Here is a 24,555-nt window from a genome sequence, read left to right on the forward strand (position 1 = left end):
AGCGGTCATTTTTGAGAGAGAATTTCATGCAATATCAAGATAAAAAAGTCACTGTTATCGGACTGGGTAAAACAGGGTTGTCCTGTGTTGATTTTCTGCGCGCTAAACATGCAGATGTTCGTGTCATTGATACACGCAATGCACCGGCGGGCGCAGAACAACTTGATAAAGCCATTCCTCTGCATACCGGCAGTTTAAACCAGCAATGGCTCTTAGAAAGCGATTTGATCGTGATTAGCCCGGGTCTTGCAGTAAAAACACCTGAAATTCAGACCGCACTTCAAGCCGGTGTCGAAGTCGTCGGCGATATTGAGCTGTTCTGTCGAGAAGCGGATAAACCGATTGTGGCCATTACCGGTTCTAATGGGAAAAGTACTGTGACCACATTGGTTGCAGAAATGGCAAAAGCCGCCGGATTAAGCGTTGGCATGGGCGGAAATATTGGCATTCCTGCGCTTTCTCTCTTAAATCAATCGCATGATATTTACATTTTGGAGCTTTCCAGCTTCCAGTTAGAAACCACCTATTCGCTAAAAACCGTGGCGGCAACGGTGTTGAACGTCACCGAAGATCATATGAATCGTTACGTGGATTTACAGGATTATCGCCATGCGAAATTAAAAATCTACGACAATTGCCAAACGGCCGTGGTTAACGGAGAAGACCCGCTTACCCTGCCAACTACTCAACACCCGGAAAAACGAGTGAGTTTTGCGGAACATCATGCGGATTATTGGCTGAAAAATGAAAATCAGAAAACCTATTTAATGGCGCGTGGTGAGGTGATTTTAGCTTGTGATGAAATGAAATTAACCGGTCGCCATAATTACATGAATGCGTTGGCGGCGATTGCCTTGGCGCAAGCTGCAGGCATTAATTTGTTGGGAATTCAGACCGCACTTCGCGAGTTCGGTGGCTTGGAACATCGTTTCCAAGTAGCGCATATGGCGCACGGCGTGCGTTGGATTAATGATTCAAAAGCAACCAATGTCGGCAGTACGGTTGCTGCATTAACCGGTTTACAGGTCGCCGGGAAACTCTATTTATTACTCGGTGGTGATGGCAAAGGCGCAGATTTTTCTGAATTGGCGACATTAATTAATCAACCGCATATTTTTTGTTATTGCTTTGGGCAGGATGGTAAACAGTTAGCTGCACTTTCGTCACAAAGTCAATTATTCGACACCATGGAACAGGCCATTGCAGCAATTCGTCCGCAGTTACAAGCGGGGGATGTGGTGTTGTTATCACCGGCCTGTGCCAGCTTGGACCAATTCCCTTGTTTTGAAGCTCGTGGTGATGAGTTCACGCGTTTGGCTCGTTTAAGTTAAAGACGGATTTTATTCATGGAATTTTGGGCTAAACTGAAAACAACTTGGCAACAAACGACGACGATTACGCCGGCGAGTTTATTATATGATCGTGCGTTATTGTGGTTGTATCTCGTGCTATTGCTTATTGGTTTACTGGCGGTGTCTTCCGCTTCCATTCCAGTTGGAACACGCTTACATGGTGATCCGTTTTATTTTGCCAAGCGGGATGTGATTTATATTTTTCTTTCCTGCGTAACCTGTTATTTCACTTTGCAAATTTCCATGGATAAATGGGAAAAATGGCATGTTAGATTGTTTGGCATTGCGTTGGTTTTGCTTTTCCTTGTGATGATTCCAGGGATTGGGCGAGAGGTGAATGGTGCCCGTCGTTGGATCCCAATGGTTTTATTCAATTTCCAGCCTGCAGAATTTGCCAAGTTAGCCTTAACTTGTTTCCTCGCTAGTTATTTTACCCGTCGTTATGATGAGGTGCGTAGTCGTAAGTTAAGTGCGGTTAAGCCATTTTTGGTGATGGGATTGTTAGGTTGTTTCTTATTGATGCAGCCGGATTTGGGTAGTACCGTCGTTTTATTTGTCATTACCTTCGGTTTGCTATTTATTATCGGTGCAAAATTTGGACAATTCCTTCTCTTATTTGGTTTTGCTGCATTGATGTTTGTGTGGCTGGTACTTTCTTCTGCTTATCGTCTTAAACGTATCACCGGCTTTATGGACCCCTTCAAAGATCCTTACGGTACCGGTTTCCAATTATCCAACTCTTTAATGGCATTCGGCCGAGGTGGATTTTTCGGCGAAGGGTTAGGCAATTCTGTACTGAAACTAGAATATTTACCGGAAGCGCACACTGACTTTGTGATGGCTATTGTGGGCGAAGAATTCGGCTTTTTCGGCATTTTAGTGATTATTATTTTGCTTGGTTTATTGGTTTTCCGCGCCATGAAAATTGGACGAGAATCTCTAATATTAGAGCAACGTTTTAAAGGCTTTTTGGCTTTCGGTATCAGCTTTTGGATTTTCTTCCAAGGTTTTGTAAACCTTGGTATGGCTCTCGGCATGTTGCCAACGAAAGGCTTAACCTTCCCGCTGATCAGTTACGGTGGCTCCAGTATTATCATTATGTCGGTCACTGTCGGCATATTATTGCGCATTGACCACGAAAACCGCCTCATGCGCGGTGGTCAAGCAAGATTGCGGGATGACTAAGAACCAAAGTGCGGTCATTTTTTTGAGTGTTTTTAGAGAAAAGATATGGGTAAAAAATTATTAGTGATGGCAGGTGGAACAGGCGGACATGTTTTTCCTGCCATTGCCGTTGCACAAGAATTACAACAGCAAGGTTGGGAAATTCGCTGGCTGGGCACTAAAGATCGTATGGAAGCCCAACTCGTACCAAAACATGGCATTCCCATTGAATTTATCCAAATTTCAGGTTTACGTGGCAAGGGCATCAAGAGTTTATTATTGGCGCCTTTTGCTATTTTGCGCGCGGTGTGTCAAGCGCGTAAGATTATTCAACAATACCAACCCAATGCGGTATTAGGCATGGGCGGCTATGTTTCGGGCCCGGGCGGTATTGCGGCAAAACTTTGCGGCGTGCCGGTGGTATTGCATGAACAAAATGCCATTGCGGGGTTAACCAATAATTGGTTATCCAAAATTGCTGCTCGAGTGTTGCAAGCCTTCCCAAATGCGTTTCCTCATGCTGAAGTGGTAGGAAATCCCGTACGTCGTGATTTATTCCAAACAGAAGCCCCAGAAACACGTTTTGCCACGCGTGATAAAACCTTGCGTATTTTAGTAGTCGGCGGTAGCCAAGGGGCGCGCGTGTTAAATCAAACAGTGCCAAAAGTCGCAGAGAAACTCAGTGCCCAAGGTTTGGAGATTTATGTGCGTCACCAAGTAGGCAAGGGCAATTTAGCCGGCATTGAGGAAATCTATCAGGCAAATCAAAATGGCGTGGCGACTGAATTTATCGATGATATGGCAGAAGCTTATGCTTGGGCGGACATTGTGATTTGTCGCTCGGGCGCATTGACGGTGTGCGAATTGGCGGCAGTAGGTGTACCGGCTATTTTCGTGCCTTTCCAACATAAAGACCGTCAGCAATTTTTGAATGCCAAATATTTAGCGGATGCGGGGGCTGCGCTGATCATTGAGCAACCGGAATTTACCGAAGAGCGTCTCTTGAATGCATTAACTCCGTTGCTGGCAGATCGTGAAACATTATTAGCCATGGCGTTAAAGGCAAAAAGTAAGGCAACACCGTTAGCGGCTAAACGGGTCGCTGACGTGATTGAAGACGTGGCAAATTAAATTATAAGTGCGGTCGTTTTTTCAACTGTTTTGAACGACTGAGTAAAAAGGACATATTCATGGATAACTATCATCAACAGATTAGAGACATCATTCCGGAAATGCGCCGAGTGAAGCAAATTCATTTTATCGGTATCGGTGGCGCGGGGATGTGTGGTATTGCCGAAATTTTATTGAATGAGGGATATCATATTTCCGGTTCTGATATTGCGGAAAGTGCGGTGACTCAGCGTTTAGCTTATGCCGGCGCCAAAGTTTTTATTGGGCATAAAGCAGAAAATATTACCGGTGCCAGCGTGGTGGTGATTTCTTCTGCGATTCGTGATGATAACCCTGAAGTGGTGGCGGCAAAAGAAGCACGCATTCCGGTCATTCAACGTGCGCAAATGTTGGCGGAATTAATGCGTTTTCGTCATGGCATTGCGGTTGCCGGTACGCACGGTAAAACGACGACCACCGCGATGGTTTCTATGATTTATGCGGAAGCAGGTTTGGATCCGACTTTTGTTAATGGCGGTTTGGTGAAATCGGCCGGGACGAATGCACATTTAGGGCGCAGTCGTTATTTGATTGCCGAAGCTGATGAAAGTGATGCCTCTTTCTTGCATTTGCAACCGATGATTTCTATCGTGACAAATATTGAGCCGGATCATATGGATACCTATCACGGTGATTTTGATGAAATGAAGCAAACCTATGTGAATTTCTTACATAATTTGCCATTTTATGGGCTAGCCGTGTTATGTGCCGATGATGCCGATTTAATGAGCTTGGTGCCACAAGTTGGGCGTCAGGTGATTACTTACGGTTTCAGTGAGAATGCCGATTATCGCATTGAAGATTATCAACAAACCGGTTTCCAAGGACATTACACCGTGATTTGTCCGAGTGGTGAACGGATTGATGTCTTGCTGAATGTGCCGGGACGCCATAATGCCTTAAATGCAACGGCTGCATTGGCGGTAGCGAAAGAAGAAGGTATTAAAAACGAAGCGATTTTAGCTGCGTTAGCCGACTTCCAAGGTGCGGGGCGTCGTTTCGATCAGTTGGGCCAATTTATTCGTCCGAACGGTAAAGTGATGTTGGTGGATGATTATGGACACCATCCGACGGAAGTTGGGGTCACCATTCAAGCGGCGCGTCAAGGTTGGGAAAATAAACGGATTGTGATGATTTTCCAACCGCACCGTTATTCCCGCACCCGCGATTTATTTGATGACTTTGTGCAAGTCTTATCTCAGGTCGATGCCTTGATTATGTTGGATGTGTATCCCGCCGGCGAGGCACCGATTGTGGGCGCTGATAGTAAAGCGTTATGCCGTTCTATTCGCAATCTTGGTAAAGTGGACCCGGTTTTGGTGTCTGATACAGCGCAATTAGGTGAGGTGCTTGATCATCTCATTCAAGATGGTGATTTAATTTTGGCGCAAGGCGCCGGTAGCGTGAGTAAGCTTTCACGTCAGTTAGTCGAACGTTGGACAAAAGAATAAGTGGATAGCAAGATGAGTAAAACATTAAAACAAGAAAAAATCGCCGTATTATTGGGCGGAACCTCAGCCGAACGTGAGGTGTCTTTAAATTCAGGAACTGCAGTATTAAACGCGTTGCGTAAACAAGGGTATGATGCTCACCCAATTGATCCGAAAGAATTTCCGGTGGCGACTTTAAAAGAACAAGGGTTTGATCGTGTGTTTAATATTTTACATGGTCGCGGTGGTGAAGATGGCACGATGCAAGGATTGCTGGAGCAAATCGGTATTCCTTATACCGGCTGTGGCGTGATGACCTCTGCGCTTACTATGGACAAAATGCGTACCAAAATGTTGTGGAAAGCTTTTGGGTTGCCGGTCGCTGAAATGGAAATCGTTACCGTGGAAAATAGAGCAAACTTAAACCCTGAGTCAGTAGTCAAAAAACTCGGCTTACCGTTGATGGTGAAACCTTCTTTAGAAGGGTCTAGTGTAGGGTTAACCAAAGTGAAAGCGATTGCAGAGTTGGAAAGTGCGGTGGATTTTGCCCTTAAATTTGATCGCACCGTATTGATTGAAGAATGGCTTGCCGGTGATGAATTCACTGTGCCGGTACTGGATAACGAAGTGTTACCTTCCATTAAAATCGTGCCGGAAGGTGAGTTCTATGATTATGATGCAAAATACATTTCTGATAATACACAGTATTTTTGTCCGGCTGGGTTAAGTGATAAACGTGAGCAGGAGCTTCGCCATTTAGTAAAACAGGCCTATGATGTGGTCGGGTGCCGAGGTTGGAGCCGTATTGATGTGATTGCGGATGCGGAAGGAAACTTCCGTTTAGTGGAAGTCAACACGAATCCGGGTATGACTAGCCATAGTTTATTCCCAAAATCAGCGGCAACGGTCGGCTACTCTTTTGAGCAGTTGGTTGAGAGAATTTTAGAGTTGAGCGCGGAATGAATTTACTAAAACGCAAAACCACACAAAATATAAGATATGGTGAGCCGAAACCCAAAGTTTTTGTGCAAATTAAATTATTACTTGTGCTATTATGCGTTGGCATATTGTTCTATTCTTATTCAAATTGGCAAAATTTCCTAGAAAAATTAGATAGTAAGCCTATCAGTGCTTTTGCGTTGGTTGGCTCACCCAATTTCACGACAGATGCTGATGTGCGTGATGCTTTATTAAAAATGGGCGATTTAAAAGGCTTTTTTGGTCAAGATATTGATGCTATTCGTGAACAAATTGAAACAATGCCTTGGGTAAAAGGGGCGGTTGTTCGCAAAATGTGGCCGAACAGATTGAGCATTTGGGTAACGGAATATAAACCGATTGCTATTTGGAATGAAAGCGACTTTTTGTCCGAAGATGGTGCGGTTTTTCAATTACCAATGAGTAAATTAAAAGAAACTCATTTACCTCGTTTAGCAGGTCCTGATTTCCAAAGTGAAAAAGTGTTGGACGCTTGGAATAGAATTTATGCCGATTTAAAACAGAAAGGTTTAACGCTTAAGGCGGTAGCCATTGATGCTCGCGGTGCTTGGCAAGTCGTGCTGGATAATGATGTGGTGCTGAAACTGGGGCGTGGTGAATGGAAAACAAAACTGGATCGTTTTGTCACAATTTATCCCCAAATTGAAGTGCCTGAAAATAAGAAAATATCCTATGTTGATTTGCGTTATGCCTCCGGTGCTACAGTGGGTATGGTTGATTTAAATTAATTATTAAGTGTGAAGTTAGAATATGTCTAAAATTGTGGAATCAAAGACCATTGTTGGTTTAGAAGTGGGCACTTCTAAAGTTGTTGCAGTCGTTGGTGAGGTATTGCCTGACGGTGTGGTAAATGTACTTGGCGTCGGCAGTTGTCCTTCAAAGGGGATTGATAAAGGAAGCATTACTGATTTAAATGCGGTCGTCACCTCTATCCAGCGTGCAATTGAAGCGGCGGAGTCAGTTGCTGACTGTCGCATCATGAGCGTGACGTTAGCCATTACCGGGGAACATATTCAGAGTCTTAATGAGAATGGTTTCGTGCCTATTGCAGAAGGCGAAGTGACGCAAGATGAAATTGATTCTGCAATTCATACGGCAAGTTCGGTAAAAATGCCGGAAGGCTTGTCTTTGCTTCATATTATTCCGCAAGAATTTGCTGTTGATAAACAAATGAATATTAAAAATCCATTGGGATTACAAGGTGTTCGTTTGAAAGCACAAACTCATTTGATTGCTTGTCATCAGGATTGGTTAAATAACCTGAAAAAAGCGGTAGAACGCTGTAAATTAAAAGTCGATAAAATTGTATTCTCCGGTTTGGCTTCAAGTTATTCTGTATTAACAGAGGATGAAAAAGACTTAGGAGTTTGTTTAGTTGATTTTGGTGCGGGTACGATGGATATCATGGTGTATATCAATGGTGCTTTGCGCTTTAGTAAGGTGATTCCTTACGCTGGAAATCGAGTTACCGATGATATTGCCTATGCTTGTGCTGCTTCTAGAATGGAAGCAGAAAGTATCAAAGTTAACCACGGTAGTGCATTAATGCCTCCAAAATATCATGCAGATAAGAAAATTGAAGTTTCTGGCATTGGTGGGCGTGGGCCTCGCGTATTAACAAAAGAACAACTGTCATTTGTAACATCAGCGCGTTACAAAGAATTACTTGGTTTAGTTAAAAACGAATGGTTACGTTTAAAAGCAGATTTAGAATCCAAAAATATGAAATGTGAGCTTATCGCGGGTATTGTGATTACTGGTGGCGGTGCTCAAATAGAAGATTTAAAAGAATGTGCAGAAGAGGTTTTTGGCTCTAATCATCAAGTAAGAATAGGCAGTCCGTTAAACATTACCGGTTTAACGGATTATGTGAATAAACCTCAATATTCAACCGTTATTGGTTTACTTCAGTATGAACATAGCAATGAAGATGATGGATTGATTCATGAGGAAAACTCGGGAAGTAATTTCCTAAATTCCTGCGGTAATGTGTTGAAAAAAATCTTTAATAAAGTGCGGTCAGAATTTTGATAATTTTGATTTTTCATCTACAATATGAAAAATTTGGGCTTTAATTTATGCTGATAATATGTCGGCATTCACGGAGAATAGATAATTATGTTTGAGCCAGTAGAGTACGATCTTGGTGAAATGAGTGGCGCGCTGATTAAAGTTGTCGGTGTTGGTGGTGGCGGTGGTAATGCTATTAACCACATGGTCGCCAGTGTTTTAGAAAAAGAAGTTGGCGGTACTCTAATTGATGAATCCATCATAAATACGGATGAACATGGCAAGATTGAATTTTATTCAGTAAATACTGATGCTCAAGCTCTTCGTAAAAGCCAAGCCCAGCAAACAGTTCAAATTGGAGCAGAAACCACGAAAGGTCTAGGGGCTGGTGCAAACCCTAATGTTGGACGTAAAGCGGCTGAAGATGACCAGGATGCTATTCGTAAGATGCTAGAAGGTGCTGACATGGTATTTATCGCTGCGGGTATGGGGGGGGGTACAGGTACTGGTGCCGCTCCAATTGTTGCTCAAATTGCAAAAGAATTAGGTATTCTTACTGTTGCAGTTGTAACAAAACCGTTTTCCTTTGAAGGTAAAAAACGAATGATGTTCGCTGAAATGGGAATTAAAGAATTATCAAAACATGTAGACTCCTTGATTATCATTCCGAATGAGCAGTTAGCCAAGGTTATGCCTAAAAATGCAACGCTCATGCAAGCATTTTCTGCTGCAAATGATGTTCTACGTAATTCCGTTACTGGCATCTCAGATATGATTACTTCCCCGGGGTTAATTAACGTGGACTTCGCTGACGTGCGAACTGTCATGTCTGAGATGGGACAGGCTATGATCGGTTTTGGCTCTGCCAAAAGTGCGCCTGGAGAAGGTCGTGCAGAAGATGCAGCTAAGATCGCTGTGAAAAGTGATTTATTAGAACGCGTTGATTTGTCCGGCGCAAAAGGTGTGTTAGTCAATATTACTGCTGGAATGGATTTAGGATTATCCGAGTTTTACGCGGTTGGTGATACTGTTAAAGCATTTGCATCTGAAGAGGCGACGGTTGTTATTGGTACGACACTTGTACCAGACATGGTTGATGAAATTCGCGTAACTATTGTAGCAACTGGTATTGGTGAGCCTGACGCACCTGAAATTCAAATTTCACCTCGTCCACAAGTTGCACAAAATTCACAACCAGGACTTCAACCGGTAAATACTTCTTTTGGTGGTTTAGGAACTCGTCCGCAAAGTTATAGTCAAAATTCGCAAGATGAAAATCATCAACAGAATGTTCAAAATCATCGTAGAGATGATTTAGATACCCCAATTACTGAACGCTTGAAAGATACGAATTTATTTAACGTTCAAGGATTTATGCGTAATAACGACAAATAACGACAATTATTTTGTTGTATAACAATACGTTAAGAGACAGATTATGATTAAGCAAAGAACCTTAAAACAAAGCATAAAAGTAACAGGTGTAGGATTACACAGCGGTAACAAAGTGACATTGATTCTACGTCCTGCAATGCCAAATACCGGTGTTGTTTATTGCCGTACTGATTTAAATCCGCCGGTTACATTTCCTGCAAATGCAAATTCAGTGCGTGATACTATGCTTTGTACTTGCTTAGTGAATGAACAAGGTGTGCGCATTTCAACAGTTGAACACCTAAACGCAGCATTAGCGGGTTTGGGTATTGATAATGTGATTATTGAAGTTGATGCACCTGAAATTCCAATTATGGATGGTAGTGCAAGTCCATTTATTTATTTATTGCTTGATGCCGGCATTGAAGAACAGAATGCACCGAAAAAATTCATTCGTATTAAGCAAAAAGTGCGTGTAGAAGACGGTGATAAATGGGCTGAGTTCTCCCCTTATAACGGTTTCCGTTTAGATTTCACTATTGATTTCAACCATCCGGCAATTAGTAAAAATGTACGTAACTATGTGATGGATTTTTCTGCGCAGGCTTTTGTTCAACAAATTAGTCGCGCTAGAACCTTTGGTTTCATGAAAGATATTGAATATCTACAGTCACAAGGTTTAGCTTTAGGCGGTAGCTTGGATAATGCCATTGTGCTTGATGATTACCGCATTTTGAATGAAGACGGTTTACGTTTTAAAGATGAATTAGTTCGTCACAAAATGTTAGATGCCATCGGTGATTTATATATGTGTGGTTATAACATTATTGGTGATTTTAAAGCCTATAAATCAGGTCATGGTTTGAATAATAAATTATTAAGAGCGGTATTAGATAATCAAGAAGCTTGGGAATTTGTCACCTTTGAAGACAAACAACAAGTTCCGGAAGGTTATGTTGCTCCTGCTCAAGTTTTGATTTAAAAAATATTTTCTTAAAAGCTATATTTCAATGAAATATAGCTTTTTTTTATCCTTTAAAAGGCATTTTATTAGTGTGGCTTATAAAAAGTGCGGTCAGAAATTAAAATGTTTTTATTTGTCTTTTGATTTAATGAATACCAATAATCCATAACCTAACAGAGAAAACCAAATGAAAAAATTCTTCTTTCTATTTCTATTAAGCTTATCCAATGTGACTTTTGCAGCAAGTGATATTATTGTTGATGCCGTTACTTGCAAGACATTTGAGGGGAAGGATTTAAAACTCATTTTTGTTCCGGAAAGTCAGTTGTTTAGTTTATCTCTTGATAATGCTGTAGTGGTTGAAACAACAATAGATAAGATTTACCTTCAACCCTATGCAACGCAAAGTACAATATATTTTCCTCCTAAGTCCGCTGATAATCGTTGGTTTCTGGTCAGGGAAGATGATTCGGATAAAACAGGCTATACCAACGTTTCTTTGGAAATTCGTCAAGATCAGAGTGGAAAATTGATTAAACGTTATCAATGTAAAAAAGAAACGATTTCTTCCATGTTGATGGAGTTTTCCGCAGATGGTAGGGAAGTGCCTGAAAATATTGAGAGCCTAATGCATCAATAACAGGCTTAAAGTGCGGTTAAAAATAGCAATGTTTCCTATGCCCATTTCAGAATAAATAAGTCGTTTATGAATGAATACGGGCTTTATTGACATCACTAAATGTGAATAGAGAAAGATGTCCTAGTATTTAAATAAAGGAAAGCTTATGTCATTGGATTTAAGTGAAATTCGACAACAAATTACCCAAATTGATCGCAGTTTATTAAAGCTCCTTTCTGAGCGTCATCGTTTAGCGTTTGATGTTGTTCGTAGCAAGGAACTTACCCAGAAACCGTTGCGTGATGCAGAGCGTGAGGAGCAATTACTACAAGAGTTGGTGCAATTTGCCGAAAATGAAAATTACCAATTAGAACCGCAATACATCACCTCAATTTTCCAAAAAATTATTGAAGATTCGGTGCTGACGCAACAAGTGTATTTGCAGAAAAAACTGAATGCGCAACGTGAACAGAATATTCATATCGCCTTTTTAGGTAAGCGAGGGTCTTATTCTCACTTGGCGGCGCGTAATTATGCTACTCGATATCAAGAAGAATTAGTGGAAATAAGTTGTGCCAGTTTTGATGAGGTTTTTGCTAAAGTACAACATGGTGAAGCCGATTATGGGGTTCTTCCATTAGAAAATACGACATCCGGTGCCATAAACGAAGTTTATGACCTATTGCAGCACACCGATTTGTTTTTGGTAGGTGAATTGGCTTACCCTATTCAACATTGTGTCTTGGTAAATGGGCAAGATGATTTAAGTAAAATCGATACGTTATATAGTCATCCCCAAGTGATTCAGCAATGCAGCCACTTTATTCACGGCTTAGAACGTGTGCATATTGAATATTGCGAAAGTAGCTCGCACGCCATGCAATTAGTTGCAGGCTTGAATAAACCGAATATTGCCGCTTTGGGCAATGAGGATGGTGGTAAGTTATATGGTTTGAACGTGCTGAAGCGTAATGTTGCCAATCAGGAAAATAATATTACACGCTTTATTGTCATTGCCAAAAAGCCGCACAGTGTTTCACCGCAAATCCATACAAAAACCCTATTGTTAATGAGTACGGGGCAGCAGGCGGGCGCTTTGGTCGATGCGTTGTTGGTATTTAAAAAACACCATATCAACATGACAAAATTGGAGTCACGTCCGATTTATGGGAAGCCTTGGGAGGAGATGTTTTATTTGGAAATTGAAGCCAATATTCATCATCCTGATACGCAATCGGCGTTGGAAGAATTAAAACAATTTAGCCACTATCTCAAAATTCTTGGTTGTTATCCTAGCGAAATAGTAAAGCCAACAGCCTTGCCGAAATAAATATCTAAAGAAAGTGCGGTGGAAAAACAGATAAATTTTCCACCGCACTTTTCTTCTTTCCTGCTCTTGAAATTTCACCTTCCGCACTTATATCCATAACGTTTTCAATTTATTCAACATAAGTAGGAAGAATATGAGTACAAATCAAGAAACCCGTGGCTTCCAATCGGAAGTCAAACAACTTCTCCAATTAATGATTCATTCTTTATATTCCAATAAAGAAATTTTCTTGCGCGAGCTGATTTCAAATGCCTCCGATGCGGCGGATAAATTGCGTTTCAAAGCCCTGTCTAATCCGGCTTTATATGAAGGTGACGGCGAATTGCGTGTGCGCGTCAGTTTTGATGCGGATAAAGGCACCCTCACCATCAGCGATAATGGGATTGGGATGACCCGTGAACAGGTTATTGATCATTTGGGCACAATTGCCAAATCCGGAACAAAAGAATTTTTGACCGCACTTGGGCAAGATCAAGCGAAAGACAGTCAGCTTATCGGTCAATTCGGTGTGGGTTTCTATTCGGCGTTTATCGTTGCCGATAAAGTGACGGTGAAAACCCGTGCGGCAGGTGAGGCAACGGATAAAGGCGTGCTTTGGGAATCTGCCGGAGAGGGCGAGTATTCCGTGGCGGATATTGAGAAAAAATCCCGTGGCACTGACGTGATTTTACATTTACGTGAGGACGAAAAAGAATTCTTAAATGAATGGCGTTTGCGTGAAATTATCGGTAAATATTCCGATCATATTGGTTTGCCGGTGGAAATGCTTACCAAAGAATATGATGACGAAGGCAAAGAAATCGGTGAAAAATGGGAAAAAATCAATAAATCGGATGCCCTTTGGACACGTTCTAAAAACGACATTTCCGATGAGGAATACAAAGAGTTTTATAAGCATCTAAGCCATGATTTTGCGGATCCGTTATTGTGGGCGCACAACAAAGTGGAAGGTAACCAAGAGTACACCAGTTTACTTTATGTGCCGTCTAAAGCGCCTTGGGATTTATTCAACCGTGAACATAAACACGGCTTGAAACTCTATGTACAACGCGTGTTTATTATGGATGATGCGGAGCAATTCATGCCGAATTATCTGCGTTTTATGCGTGGGTTAATCGACAGCAATGACTTGCCGTTAAACGTATCCCGTGAAATATTGCAGGACAACAAAACCACGGCAGCGTTACGTAAAGCGTTAACCAAACGTTCATTGCAAATGTTAGAGAAATTGGCGAAAGAGGATGCCGACAAATATCAGCAGTTCTGGAAAGAATTTGGCTTAGTGCTAAAAGAAGGTCCGGCAGAAGATTTTGGTAATAAAGAAACCATTGCGAAATTATTGCGTTTTGCCTCTACCCACAAAGATAGCAGTGAACAAACCGTGTCATTAGAAGACTATGTTGCCCGCATGAAAGAAGGGCAAAAAGCCATCTATTACATCACAGCAGACAGCTATGTAGCGGCCAAAAACAGCCCGCACTTGGAATTATTCAATAAAAAAGGCATTGAAGTCTTATTGCTTTCCGATCGTATTGACGAATGGATGTTAAGCTACTTAACGGAATTTGATGGCAAATCACTTCAAACTATCACGAAAGCCGATTTGGATTTAGGTGATTTGGCGGATAAAGAAGAAAACGAAGCGCAAAAAGAACAAGACAAAGCCTTTGATAGTTTTATTGAGCGCATAAAAACCTTGCTGGGCGAACGCGTGAAAGAAGTGCGTTTAACTCACCGTTTAACGGATACACCGGCAGTAGTTTCCACCGGTAATGACCAAATGACCACGCAAATGGCAAAACTTTTTGCTGCGGCAGGTCAGCCTGTGCCGGAAGTGAAATACACGTTTGAATTAAATCCGGAACATCACTTGGTGAAAAAAGTGGCTGACACTGCCGATGAAGCGGAATTTGCCGATTGGGTGGAATTGTTGTTAGAGCAAGCTATGCTTGCAGAGCGCGGTTCGTTAGAAAATCCGGCGGCGTTTATTAAGCGCATCAATAAGTTATTGAGCTAATCTATTTGTGATTGATTAATGTAATGGTTAAAATCCTCAGTCTGAATAAGATTGAGGATTTTTTATTTTTAGAGGTGAGAATATGATTATTGTTTATGGCATTAAAAACTGCGATACGGTGAAAAAAGCATTGAAGTGGCTAACTGAACATAATATTCAACATAAATTACATGATTATCGTGTGGATGGATTAGATACTCAATTCTTACAACAAGCAGAAGCCCAATTTGGTTGGGAAAATTTAGTCAATAAACGTAGTATGACTTGGCGTAATCTTGATGAAAATGTGAAAAATACACTCTCGAAATCTACCGCACTTTCCGTATTAGCTGAAAATCCAACGTTAATCAAACGCCCGATTATTTTGCAAGATGGTAAGGCATTGATTGGCTTCAACGAAAAAGAATATATTACAGCATTTAAGTAGTATTAAAGTAGAGAATTTATTTTTACTTGTTTATCTACTTATTAGAACTACTAATTTTGATTAAAAAAGGAAATATAAAAATGAATAATGAACAACAAAGTGAACAGCAAAAAGCCATACGACGTTTTTTATTGGGAGTTTTTTTATTGCATTAGTATGCGCTGCCCTCGGTTATTTATTTATTACTTTAATGACTCCCAGCTCAGATGAGGTGGTATTGATATTTTTTTATACTTTTTTTATCGTATTTATACCTAGTGCGATTACAACGTTTGTTTTTTACATCACTCAGGAAAAAGCAAGTAGCTACTATTGTCGGTATTTTTTACTGGCACTTTTGATGCCGTTCTTTTTAATTCCGATCCTGACCACATTATTCGATTTGATTTATTTAAACCGTTGGCATGATGCTATTGATATGCTTGTAGCGAATTATCTAGGGTACAGCATTCCTTGTGGTATATTAGGAGTAGCTCAACTGGTGTTAGCACAAGCGTGTTTTATAAAAATATGGGACGCACAGTAACCGCTTAACCTTATTCTTTATTAAAGCTGGAGGTTTTTTTTCTGCTTATTGGAGTTATTAATTTTATTTGAAAGGAAATATAAAAATGAATAATGAACAAAAAAGTGAACAGCAAAAAGCTATACGACGTTTTTTTATTGGGAGTTTTTTTATTGCATTAGTATGCGCAGTCGTCGTTGATTTATTTCTTGCTTCAATGGATGGCAGCTCATCAGATGACGTGGTATGGGTATTTTTTTATACTTTTTTTATCGTATTTATACCTAGTGCGATTACAACGTTTGTTTTTTACATCACTCAGGAAAAAGCAAGTAGCTACTATTCGCGGTATTTGGTACTGGCACTTTTGATGCCGCCCTTTTTAATTCCGATCCTGGCCACATTATTCGATTTGATTTATTTAAACAGTTGGCATGATGCTATTGATACGCTTGTAGAGTATTATCTAACGCACGGTATTTTGGCTTGTATATTGGGAGTAGTTCAACTGGTATTAGCACAAGCGTGTTTTATAAAAATATGGGACGCACAGTAACCGCTTAACCTTATTCTTTATTGAAGCTGGAGGCTTTCTTATCTGCTTATTAGAGCTATTCATTTTATTTGAAAGGAAATATAAAGATGAATAATGCATTACAAAAGGCTATACCGCGTTTTTTATTGGGAGCTTTTTTATTGCATTATTATGTGCAGTCATTATTTCTGAATTTGTTGGAGAGGCATTTTTTCTTTCTTTTCTTATTTCATTTATACCTGGGGTGATGGCAACACTTATCTTTTTTGTTACTCGAGAAAAAGCAAGTCGCTATTATGGGCGGTATTTATTGGTGGCATTTTTTATACCTTTTTTAATCCCTATTATCGTCGGATTATCTTTGCATTTTGTTGATTTAAACTGGAATAGCACTATTGATACAATTATAGGCACTTATTTTTTATTAGGCCTTCCTTGTACTATTTTGGGGATAGTTCAATTGGTGCTGGCAGTAGTATGTTTACCAGAAATGCATAAGTAAATAGTCATCTTTTAACCTTGCCTTTTGTTCTTAATAAGAATAAGATTCATTACAGTATTGTTACAATCTCAATCATTGATGTGATAAATGTTTCATAACTGTTGGTATTTGTTTGAAAGATTTTATGTGGTTGAATTGTGGTTTTTATGACTCAAGTGCCAAAACAAGGGATTGATTATGCATAACAAATCTTATTTTGCCCTTCTTCCTCTTCCGTTCTTTTTATCCAATGCGTTTGCGGAGGAGCCTCAATTTACCACCTCACTTGCTCCGATTGTTGTGACCGGTGTGTAGCAAAAGAGTGCGAATACGGTAAAACTTAACCCTAAAACGACGCTTCAACCTTTGCCGGCTGGTGATGGGGCAGATTTATTGCAATCCGTTGCAAATATGAGTGTGATTCGTAAAGGCGGGAGTTCCGGTGACCCCTTATTTCGGGGATTGGGTGGCTCCCGTTTGAGTATTCAGGCGGATGATCAATTTATTCATGGTGGTTGTAGCAACCGAATGGATCCACCTACAGCATATATTTTCCCATCGGCTTATGATGAAGTGGTGGTGACTAAAGGACCACAAACGGTGACACAAGGGACGGGGTTGGTTGCAGGCGCGGTGCGTTTTGTGCGGAAAGAACCTGAATTTGATACGCAAAACACTTATTTAAACGGCAGCCTAACCCTTGGCGGAAATAAACGTCATGATGCTTATTTTGATGCGATGGCCGGCGGTAAATACGGTTATTTACGTACCAGTGTGTCACATAATGAAGCCGGCAATTACAAAGATGGTGACGGTAATCGCATTCATTCTTCCTTTGAACGTCGTAACCAAATGCTACAACTTGGCCTTACTCCGACAGAAAATACATTGCTGACAGGAACCTATGAGCGTAGCCGAGGTGAAGCGGCTTATGCGGATCGTATGATGGACGGCAGTAAATTTGACCGCGATGCATGGAATGTGCGTTTTGTGCAACGTAATATTGCGCCATGGTTTACTGAGCTTGAGTTGCGCTACGGTCAAAGCAAGATCGATCATGTGATGGATACTTATAGCTTGCGCTATTTGCGCATGATGGGAAGCCAAGTCAAAAAAGCAATGAATCCAAAACGTGAAACAGACACCGGACACCTAAAAGCGACCTTTGATTGGCCGGATATTAATTTGCAGACCGGAATTGATTATATGCGCGACAAACACCTTGCTCGCATGGAAATGCACGGTGAAGGCTATACGCATAAACCTTATCAGCCGCAACAAAACTTCACCCAATGGGGCGGATTTGCAGAAGGGGCATGGACGGTTAATGATAGCCGTAAGTTCATAGCAGGTTATCGTTATGATGAAGTGAAGGCGGAATACGATACCTTGATGGCAAATCATCCGAATAAAAAACGCACCTATGATTTACACGCGGGTTTCTTCCGTTGGGAAGAAGAAATCAATGGCATTAAATATTATGCCGGTTTAGGCGTTGCCGAGCGTGCGCCGGATTATTGGGAGCGTCGTGTAAGCCAAGTGTTGAATAAAGAACAGAATCGTCAAATTGATACGGGACTGATTTGGAAAAATGATGTTTTTGATCTTTCCCTCTCGTTTTTTGGCAGTGATGTGCATAATTTTATTATGTTAGAAAGCATAAATAACAATGCGACAGCCCGCAATGTGAAAGCGACCCGTTTAGGCGGTGAGGTTGAGGGTAAATGGAAATTTGCCGAACATTGGGAAATCGGCAGTAGCCTTGCTTACACCTACGGTAAAAACCGTACCGATGATCGCCCGCTGGCTCAAACGCCTCCGTTAGAATGGAAAAACTCATTAACTTGGGATAACGACACCTTGAGCGTAGGTTTGTTATGGCGAGTGGTTTCTGCCCAAAAACGCTATGCCGAAGGGCAAGGTAATATTGTTGGGCAAGACATTGGCCCATCAGCCGGATTTGGCACATTGTCCTTAAACGCAGGATGGAAGATTAACAAATATGTGACTTTACAGGGCGGTATTGATAATCTCTTTGATAAATCCTATGCCGAATTCGTCAGCAAAGGTGCCGATCCTTCTGCAGGGGTACAAACCACGCGGGTAAATGAACCGGGCCGTCAATATTGGATGCGGCTACAAGTGCAATTTTGATGTTGCAAAAATAACAAAATGGATAGCCAAGCTATCCATTTTTTGTTCAATAAGATTTGAATAAAAAAGAAATTTTGTTAAATTACACCGCACTTTTACTTATTCAGCCAATTTCCTCAATGCTATGAAACACCATATTATTCAATTATCTCAATCGCTTATCCGCCGACCCTCGATCAGCCCGAATGACGAAGGCTGTCAGCAACTCATTGCCGAACGTTTAGAAAAATTAGGTTTCCACATTGAATGGATGCCTTTTAACGACACCTTAAATTTGTGGGCAAAGCATGGTTCTGGTGAGCCAGTGATTGCCTTTGCCGGGCATACGGATGTGGTGCCAACAGGGGATGAAAGCCAATGGACTTATCCACCGTTTTCTGCCGAAATTGTGGATGGCATGCTTTATGGACGTGGTGCGGCTGATATGAAAGGCTCATTAGCTGCGATGATTGTGGCGGTGGAAGAGTATGTGAAAGCCAATCCAAACCATGAAGGAACAATCGCTTTATTAATTACTTCAGATGAAGAAGCTACAGCGAAAGACGGCACGGTGCGTGTGGTAGAAAGCTTAATGGCGCGCGGTGAGAAAATCACGTATTGCATGGTGGGCGAGCCGTCCAGTTCGAAAATTTTGGGCGATGTGGTCAAAAATGGTCGTCGCGGTTCGATTACAGGCAACCTCTATATTCAAGGCGTTCAAGGCCATGTGGCATATCCGCATTTGGCGGAAAATCCGATTCATAAAGCCGCGCCATTCCTACAAGAGTTGACAACCTATCAGTGGGATAACGGCAATGAATTTTTCCCGCCGACCAGTTTGCAAATCGCTAATATTCATGCCGGTACGGGCAGCAATAACGTGATTCCGGGCGAGCTTTACGTGCAATTTAATTTGCGTTATTGCACGGAAGTCACCGATGAAATCATCAAGCAAAAAGTCGCTGAAATGCTGGAAAAACATGGGTTGAAATACCGCATGGAATGGAATCTTTCCGGCAAACCGTTTTTAACCAAACCGGGTAAATTATTAGATGCGTTAACTGCAGCTATCGAGCAAACCACAGGCATTACACCACAAGCGGAAACCGGTGGTGGTACCTCTGATGGGCGCTTTATTGCGTTGATGGGCGCAGAAGTGGTGGAATTTGGGCCGCTTAACGCGACCATTCATAAAGTGAATGAATGTGTAAGTGTGGATGATCTCGCTAAGTGCGGTCAGATTTATCATCAAATGTTAGTCAATTTATTGGGCAAATAAGATGAAATTAACCCCTGACATGTTGACCGGCAAATCGCGAGAACATTTGGTGCATTTGCCGACACTGCATTCGACTCATCATTTTTTGCAGGCGCAGGCAATGAAAGCCTTTCAAGGGCTGCAACAAAGTGCGGTCAAAAATGGCTTTAATTTACAACCCGCCAGCAGCTTTCGTGATTTTGCGCGCCAACAACTTATTTGGAACGGCAAATTTAGCGGTGAACGCAAAGTGCATGATGATGCAGGTAATGCGTTAGATTTGACCCACTTGGACGATTGGCAAAAAGCGCAAGCTATTTTACGTTGGTCGGCGTTACCGGGGGCGAGTCGCCATCATTGGGGTACGGAAATTGACATTTTCGATCCTGATCTTTTGCCTCAAGGTCAACCCTTACAGCTTGAGCCTTGGGAATATGAAAAAGGCGGTTATTTCTTTGAACTGAGTGAATTTCTCACTGAAAATCTACCGCACTTTGATTTTAGTTTGCCTTTTATGCAAATGCCGGCAGAGAAAAAAATCGGGCGTGAACCTTGGCATATCAGCTACATACCATTGGCGGAGAAAGCAAAACAACTTTTTTCTGCGGAGGTGTTGCTACAGGCATGGGAAAAAGAAGAAATTGCTGGCAAGGCTACATTACAGCAGCATTTGCCTCAAATTTTTGAACAGTATTTTGTATAGATTGATTAAAAAGTGCGGTGTGTTTTTAGTGAACTTTTCAGCAGTAAAAAATACGTTAAAAACACACCGCACTTTTTTTGATTTATGTGTTGTTACATTTCTATCACATCTCTTTTCTTCTCTTAGACTTTTGTGAGCTACTTCAAAAATCCGGAAATTTTACAAAGAATTACATTTTTTTTTGTACTGAATGAAAGTATCCTACTCGCTAGCTGTAATTTAGGGAGATAAAGATGTATCAGTTTCAGCAGTTTACTCAAAAAGATATTGAAATTTTGAAGGATGAAACGATTTATCAAGGTTTTTTTAAGCTAAATAAAGTTCAATTCAAACATAAACTTTTTGCCGGCGGTTGGAGCGGCACGGTGACCCGTGAATTGCTCGTCAAAGGTGCTGCCTCTGCTATGGTTGCCTACGACCCAGTGTTAGATAACGTAGTGTTGGTGGAGCAGGTGCGTATCGGTGCTTATGATCCAACGTCAACTCAATCACCTTGGCTGTTAGAGCTCATTGCCGGCATGGTCGAGGAAGGCGAAACACCGGAATCCGTGGCATTACGAGAAAGTGAAGAAGAAGCCGGCGCGAAGATTTCTCATATGCAACATTGTTTGAGCGTATGGGATAGCCCGGGTGGCGTGCTGGAGCGTATTCACGTTTTTGTCGGTAAAGTGGATAGCACCACAGTCGGCGGATTACACGGTTTAGCAGAAGAGAATGAAGATATTCGTGTTCATGTCGTGAGTAGGGAAACAGCATATCAATGGCTTTGTGAGGGTAAAATTGATAATGGCATTGCGGTAATCGGATTACAATGGCTAGAGTTAAATTACCGAAAATTGAAAGAGCAATGGCTGTAAGCATTTTATTATCTGACGACATAGGTAATTTAGACTAAGTTTAATATTAAGTAGTAGGAGTTTACTTTGTTAAATACCTATCAATATAACACCCAACAAGACGTGTTCCGTATTGTTCAAATTACGGATCCGCATCTTTTTAAAGATACTAACGGTGAATTGTTGGGCATCAATACGCAAGCAAGTTTTTCCCAAGTTTTAAGTGAAATTCAACAACAGCAATACGACTATGATCTTGTGTTAGCAACGGGCGATTTAGTACAGGATAATAGTGATGAGGGCTACTTGCGTTTTCGTCAAGACGTGAAAGCGCTCAACAACAAAATGGTCTTTTGGATCCCCGGGAATCATGATTTTCAGCCGAAAATGTTTGAAATCCTAAAAGAAGAGACTGTCAGCGCGAAAAAACATATTTTGTTAGGGGATAAGTGGCAAATTTTGCTTTTGGATAGCCAAGTGCAGGGCGTGCCACACGGACAATTAGAAGCGGAAGAGCTGGATTGGTTAAAGCTAAAATTGCAGGAATATCCTGAACGCTATTCTTTGGTCGTATTGCATCATCACCTTCTTTCCACAGGTTCTGCTTGGTTGGATCAACATAACTTACGTAATGCCAATGAATTGGCGGAAGTATTAGCGCCATTTAAGCATGTCAAAGCCCTACTATACGGACACATTCACCAACAAGTGGATAGTGAATGGCTTGGTTATCAAGTGATGGCAACGCCTTCTACGTGTATTCAATTTAAAGCGGACAGCAACACTTTTGCACTGGATGTTGCTCAGCCCGGCTGGCGCGAAATAGATTTACATGCTGACGGGCATATTGAAACCCGTGTAAAACGTATTCAACAGGCATCTTTTTTACCGAATATGCAGGTTGAAGGTTATTGATCGTTGAAAAGTGCGGTCATTTTTTAAAGGGGATTTTTAATCCCCTTTATTTTTTATTAGAATCCACCGCACTTCAACGCACTTAGTCGCTTAAAACTGCTATAATTCCCGCCAATTTTTTCCAACCATTGAGACCTTATGAAACAACTTTTTGCCACCACAGCCCGTGGGTTTGAAGAGCTTCTGAAATCCGAATTAACCGAGTTAGGTGCACAGGATGCCAAAGTCGCGCAAGGCGGCGTGCATTATTGGGCAGATGACGAAACCCTGTATCGCACTTTGCTTTGGAGCCGCTTGAGTTCACGTATTTTATTGCCTATCGTGCAAGCTAAAGTCTTTAGCGATTTGGACTTATATTCCGCTGTGGTGGGCGTGAATTGGTTGGATTATTTTGATGAAAAAGTCCATTTTTTCGTGGATTTTAATGGTACGAACCAAGAAATTCGCCATACCCAATTTGGCGCGATGCGTGTGAAAGACGGCATTGTGGATTATTTTGAACGCCATGGTCTAGCCCGTCCAAACGTGGATAAAGAACAACCGGATATTCGTATTCATGCGTATTTGAATCGTGATGACGTGGTGCTGTCGCTTGATTTAAGCGGCGATGCGTTGCACATGCGCGGTTATCGTGAAGACACCGGCAAAGCGCCGTTGCGTGAAACCTTGGCGGCCGCGATTGTGTTGCGTTCCGGTTGGCAAAAAGGTACGCCGTTGGTGGACCCGATGTGCGGTTCGGGTACGCTATTGATTGAAGCGGCACAAATGGAAGCGCAAATCGCACCGCAATTATATCGTCTGCATTGGGGCTTTAATTTTTGGCAGGGGCATAATCAGGTAGCGTGGGAAAAGGTGAAAGAAGAGGCTTTAGCCTTGGCGGAAGCCGAAAAACAACGTGAAAATCCACCGCACTTTTATGGTTTCGATTTGGATCATCGCGTGTTGCAAAAAGCCAAACAAAACGCTAAAAATGCGGGCGTGGCGCATTTGATGCAATGGCAACAGGGCGATGTGGCGGCGATAAAAAATCCAAGTCCGAACGTAGCAGGCACGGTGATTTGTAATCCGCCGTACGGCGAACGTTTAGACACAACGCCGGCGCTGATTGCCTTGTATTCTGTGTTTGGCCAACGCTTGAAACAACAATTTGCCGGCTGGAACGCATCTATTTTCAGTGGTGAGCCAAGTCTATTGGATTGCTTGCGCTTACGTTCTCATCGTCAGTTTAAAGCGAAAAACGGCCCGTTAGATTGTGTTCAGAAAAATTATCAAATAGCCGAGCGCGCAGAGCAAAGTGCAGTAGAAAATGCCCTAGAATTTGACCGCACTTCTTCGGTAACGTCTGAAGTCGCGCTGGATTTCGCTAATCGCCTGCAAAAAAATATCAAGAAAATTGAGAAATGGGCGAAGCAGCAAGGGCTAGACGCGTATCGCTTATATGATGCGGATTTGCCGGAATACAATTTGGCAGTGGATCGTTATGCCGATCACATTGTGGTGCAGGAATATGCTGCGCCGAAAAATATTGATGAAAATAAAGCCCGCCAACGGTTGTTGGATGCGGTGAATGCCATCTTGCAAGTGACCGGCATTGAAACCAATAAGTTGATTCTGAAAGTGCGCCAAAAACAAAAAGGCACCAATCAATATGAAAAATTGGCGAACAAAGGCGAGTATTTTTATGTGAACGAATACGGCGCGAAATTGTGGGTGAATTTAACGGATTATTTGGATACCGGCTTGTTTTTGGATCACCGCCTGACCCGTAAAATGCTCGGCGAAATGTCGCAAGGCAAGGATTTCCTCAATTTGTTTGCTTACACCGGTTCGGCAACGGTACATGCGGCGCTCGGCAAGGCAAAATCTACCACTACCGTGGATATGTCGAATACCTATCTCAACTGGGCGGAACAGAATTTGTTGTTGAACGACATTGAAGGTAAACAACACAAACTGATTCAAGCGGATTGCTTGCAGTGGTTAGAAAAATGCGATCGTCAGTTTGATTTGATTTTTGTTGACCCGCCGACATTCTCCAATTCCAAACGCATGGAAGACAGTTGGGACGTGCAACGGGATCATATTAAGTTGATGACAAATTTAAAACGCATTCTGCGCCCGAACGGCACCATTGTGTTCTCTAACAACAAACGCGGTTTCAAAATGGATTTTGCTAAGTTGGAAGAATTAGGTTTAAGTGCGGTGGAAATTTCTCACAAAACCTTGCCGTTGGACTTTGAACGCAATAAGCAAATTCATAATTGTTGGCTGGTGACGTTGAAATAAGAAAACAAAATAGGGCAGAAATTCCGCCCTATTTTTGTATCTCTTTG

At 41.8% G+C, this 24,555-nt stretch carries 21 protein-coding genes and 1 pseudogene; all 22 read left to right on the top strand.

Annotated elements, in window-relative coordinates; translation table 11 throughout:
* The first annotated feature begins 26 nt into the window (after positions 1-26).
* The 22 genes and pseudogenes from murD to rlmKL all read left to right on the top strand — a co-directional run bounded on the left by murD (position 27) and on the right by rlmKL (position 24,508).
* Positions 27-1,331, top strand: coding sequence for a UDP-N-acetylmuramoyl-L-alanine--D-glutamate ligase (gene murD / locus DQN58_RS04870; protein ID WP_006717308.1), 1,305 nt, complete (start codon positions 27-29; stop codon positions 1,329-1,331).
* Positions 1,332-1,346: 15 nt separating this feature from the next.
* Positions 1,347-2,537 (top strand): putative lipid II flippase FtsW, encoded by a 1,191-nt coding sequence (gene ftsW / locus DQN58_RS04875; RefSeq protein WP_006717310.1) that lies wholly within the window; start codon positions 1,347-1,349, stop codon positions 2,535-2,537.
* A gap of 45 nt (positions 2,538-2,582) precedes the next feature.
* Complete coding sequence (murG, locus tag DQN58_RS04880) at positions 2,583-3,647, top strand: undecaprenyldiphospho-muramoylpentapeptide beta-N-acetylglucosaminyltransferase (protein WP_006717313.1); 1,065 nt, start codon at positions 2,583-2,585, stop codon at positions 3,645-3,647.
* A gap of 59 nt (positions 3,648-3,706) precedes the next feature.
* Positions 3,707-5,137, top strand: a complete 1,431-nt coding sequence (gene murC / locus DQN58_RS04885; RefSeq protein ID WP_006717316.1) for a UDP-N-acetylmuramate--L-alanine ligase — start codon at positions 3,707-3,709, stop codon at positions 5,135-5,137.
* 12 nt (positions 5,138-5,149) lie between these two features.
* Positions 5,150-6,079, top strand: coding sequence for a D-alanine--D-alanine ligase (locus DQN58_RS04890; protein WP_032997780.1), 930 nt, complete (start codon positions 5,150-5,152; stop codon positions 6,077-6,079).
* Positions 6,076-6,843 carry a cell division protein FtsQ/DivIB gene (locus DQN58_RS04895; protein WP_006717319.1) on the top strand — a complete coding sequence of 256 codons (768 nt, stop codon included), beginning with the start codon at positions 6,076-6,078 and terminating at the stop codon, positions 6,841-6,843. Before DQN58_RS04890 ends, DQN58_RS04895 begins: the two co-directional genes overlap by 4 nt.
* 22 nt (positions 6,844-6,865) lie before the next feature.
* Positions 6,866-8,146 carry a cell division protein FtsA gene (gene ftsA / locus DQN58_RS04900; protein ID WP_006717321.1) on the top strand — a complete coding sequence of 427 codons (1,281 nt, stop codon included), beginning with the start codon at positions 6,866-6,868 and terminating at the stop codon, positions 8,144-8,146.
* A gap of 87 nt (positions 8,147-8,233) precedes the next feature.
* Positions 8,234-9,520, top strand: a complete 1,287-nt coding sequence (ftsZ, locus tag DQN58_RS04905; RefSeq protein WP_006717322.1) for a cell division protein FtsZ — start codon at positions 8,234-8,236, stop codon at positions 9,518-9,520.
* A gap of 43 nt (positions 9,521-9,563) precedes the next feature.
* Entirely contained in the window at positions 9,564-10,481 is a 918-nt protein-coding gene (gene lpxC / locus DQN58_RS04910) for a UDP-3-O-acyl-N-acetylglucosamine deacetylase (RefSeq protein WP_006717325.1), read from the top strand.
* 169 nt (positions 10,482-10,650) lie between these two features.
* A complete protein-coding gene (locus DQN58_RS04915) occupies positions 10,651-11,103 on the top strand; it encodes a hypothetical protein (protein WP_006717329.1) in 453 nt (150 codons plus the stop codon).
* 145 nt (positions 11,104-11,248) lie between these two features.
* On the top strand, positions 11,249-12,412 hold the full coding sequence (locus DQN58_RS04920) for a chorismate mutase (protein ID WP_006717331.1): 1,164 nt from the start codon (positions 11,249-11,251) through the stop codon (positions 12,410-12,412).
* Positions 12,413-12,545: 133 nt separating this feature from the next.
* Positions 12,546-14,429, top strand: coding sequence for a molecular chaperone HtpG (gene htpG, locus DQN58_RS04925; RefSeq protein ID WP_006717333.1), 1,884 nt, complete (start codon positions 12,546-12,548; stop codon positions 14,427-14,429).
* An 82-nt stretch (positions 14,430-14,511) separates the two neighbouring features.
* Positions 14,512-14,856 (top strand): ArsC family reductase, encoded by a 345-nt coding sequence (locus DQN58_RS04930; protein WP_006717336.1) that lies wholly within the window; start codon positions 14,512-14,514, stop codon positions 14,854-14,856.
* 190 nt (positions 14,857-15,046) lie between these two features.
* On the top strand, positions 15,047-15,382 hold the full coding sequence (locus tag DQN58_RS04935) for a hypothetical protein (protein WP_006717337.1): 336 nt from the start codon (positions 15,047-15,049) through the stop codon (positions 15,380-15,382).
* Between the two features lie 85 nt (positions 15,383-15,467).
* Positions 15,468-15,917 carry a hypothetical protein gene (locus DQN58_RS04940; RefSeq protein WP_006717339.1) on the top strand — a complete coding sequence of 150 codons (450 nt, stop codon included), beginning with the start codon at positions 15,468-15,470 and terminating at the stop codon, positions 15,915-15,917.
* 226 nt (positions 15,918-16,143) lie between these two features.
* Entirely contained in the window at positions 16,144-16,398 is a 255-nt protein-coding gene (locus DQN58_RS09990; protein ID WP_314310886.1) for a hypothetical protein, read from the top strand.
* 330 nt (positions 16,399-16,728) lie between these two features.
* Positions 16,729-18,531: pseudogene (locus DQN58_RS04950) on the top strand (TonB-dependent copper receptor); the annotation flags it as partial.
* Positions 18,532-18,655: 124 nt separating this feature from the next.
* Positions 18,656-19,789: a succinyl-diaminopimelate desuccinylase gene (gene dapE, locus DQN58_RS04955; protein ID WP_006717342.1), complete on the top strand. Its 1,134-nt coding sequence runs from the start codon at positions 18,656-18,658 to the stop codon at positions 19,787-19,789.
* Between the two features lies 1 nt (position 19,790).
* A complete protein-coding gene (locus DQN58_RS04960) occupies positions 19,791-20,471 on the top strand; it encodes a M15 family metallopeptidase (RefSeq protein ID WP_006717344.1) in 681 nt (226 codons plus the stop codon).
* Positions 20,472-20,704: 233 nt separating this feature from the next.
* Positions 20,705-21,328 carry an ADP-ribose diphosphatase gene (gene nudF, locus DQN58_RS04965; protein WP_006717345.1) on the top strand — a complete coding sequence of 208 codons (624 nt, stop codon included), beginning with the start codon at positions 20,705-20,707 and terminating at the stop codon, positions 21,326-21,328.
* A gap of 66 nt (positions 21,329-21,394) precedes the next feature.
* The gene (cpdA, locus tag DQN58_RS04970) at positions 21,395-22,222 is read left to right on the top strand and encodes a 3',5'-cyclic-AMP phosphodiesterase (RefSeq protein ID WP_006717347.1); all 828 of its coding nucleotides are present in this window, start codon (positions 21,395-21,397) and stop codon (positions 22,220-22,222) included.
* A gap of 138 nt (positions 22,223-22,360) precedes the next feature.
* On the top strand, positions 22,361-24,508 hold the full coding sequence (gene rlmKL, locus DQN58_RS04975; protein ID WP_006717349.1) for a bifunctional 23S rRNA (guanine(2069)-N(7))-methyltransferase RlmK/23S rRNA (guanine(2445)-N(2))-methyltransferase RlmL: 2,148 nt from the start codon (positions 22,361-22,363) through the stop codon (positions 24,506-24,508).
* Positions 24,509-24,555: the final 47 nt, after the last annotated feature.

The sequence above is a fragment of the Aggregatibacter segnis ATCC 33393 genome, from assembly GCF_900476035.1.
Lineage (GTDB): Bacteria > Pseudomonadota > Gammaproteobacteria > Enterobacterales > Pasteurellaceae > Aggregatibacter > Aggregatibacter segnis.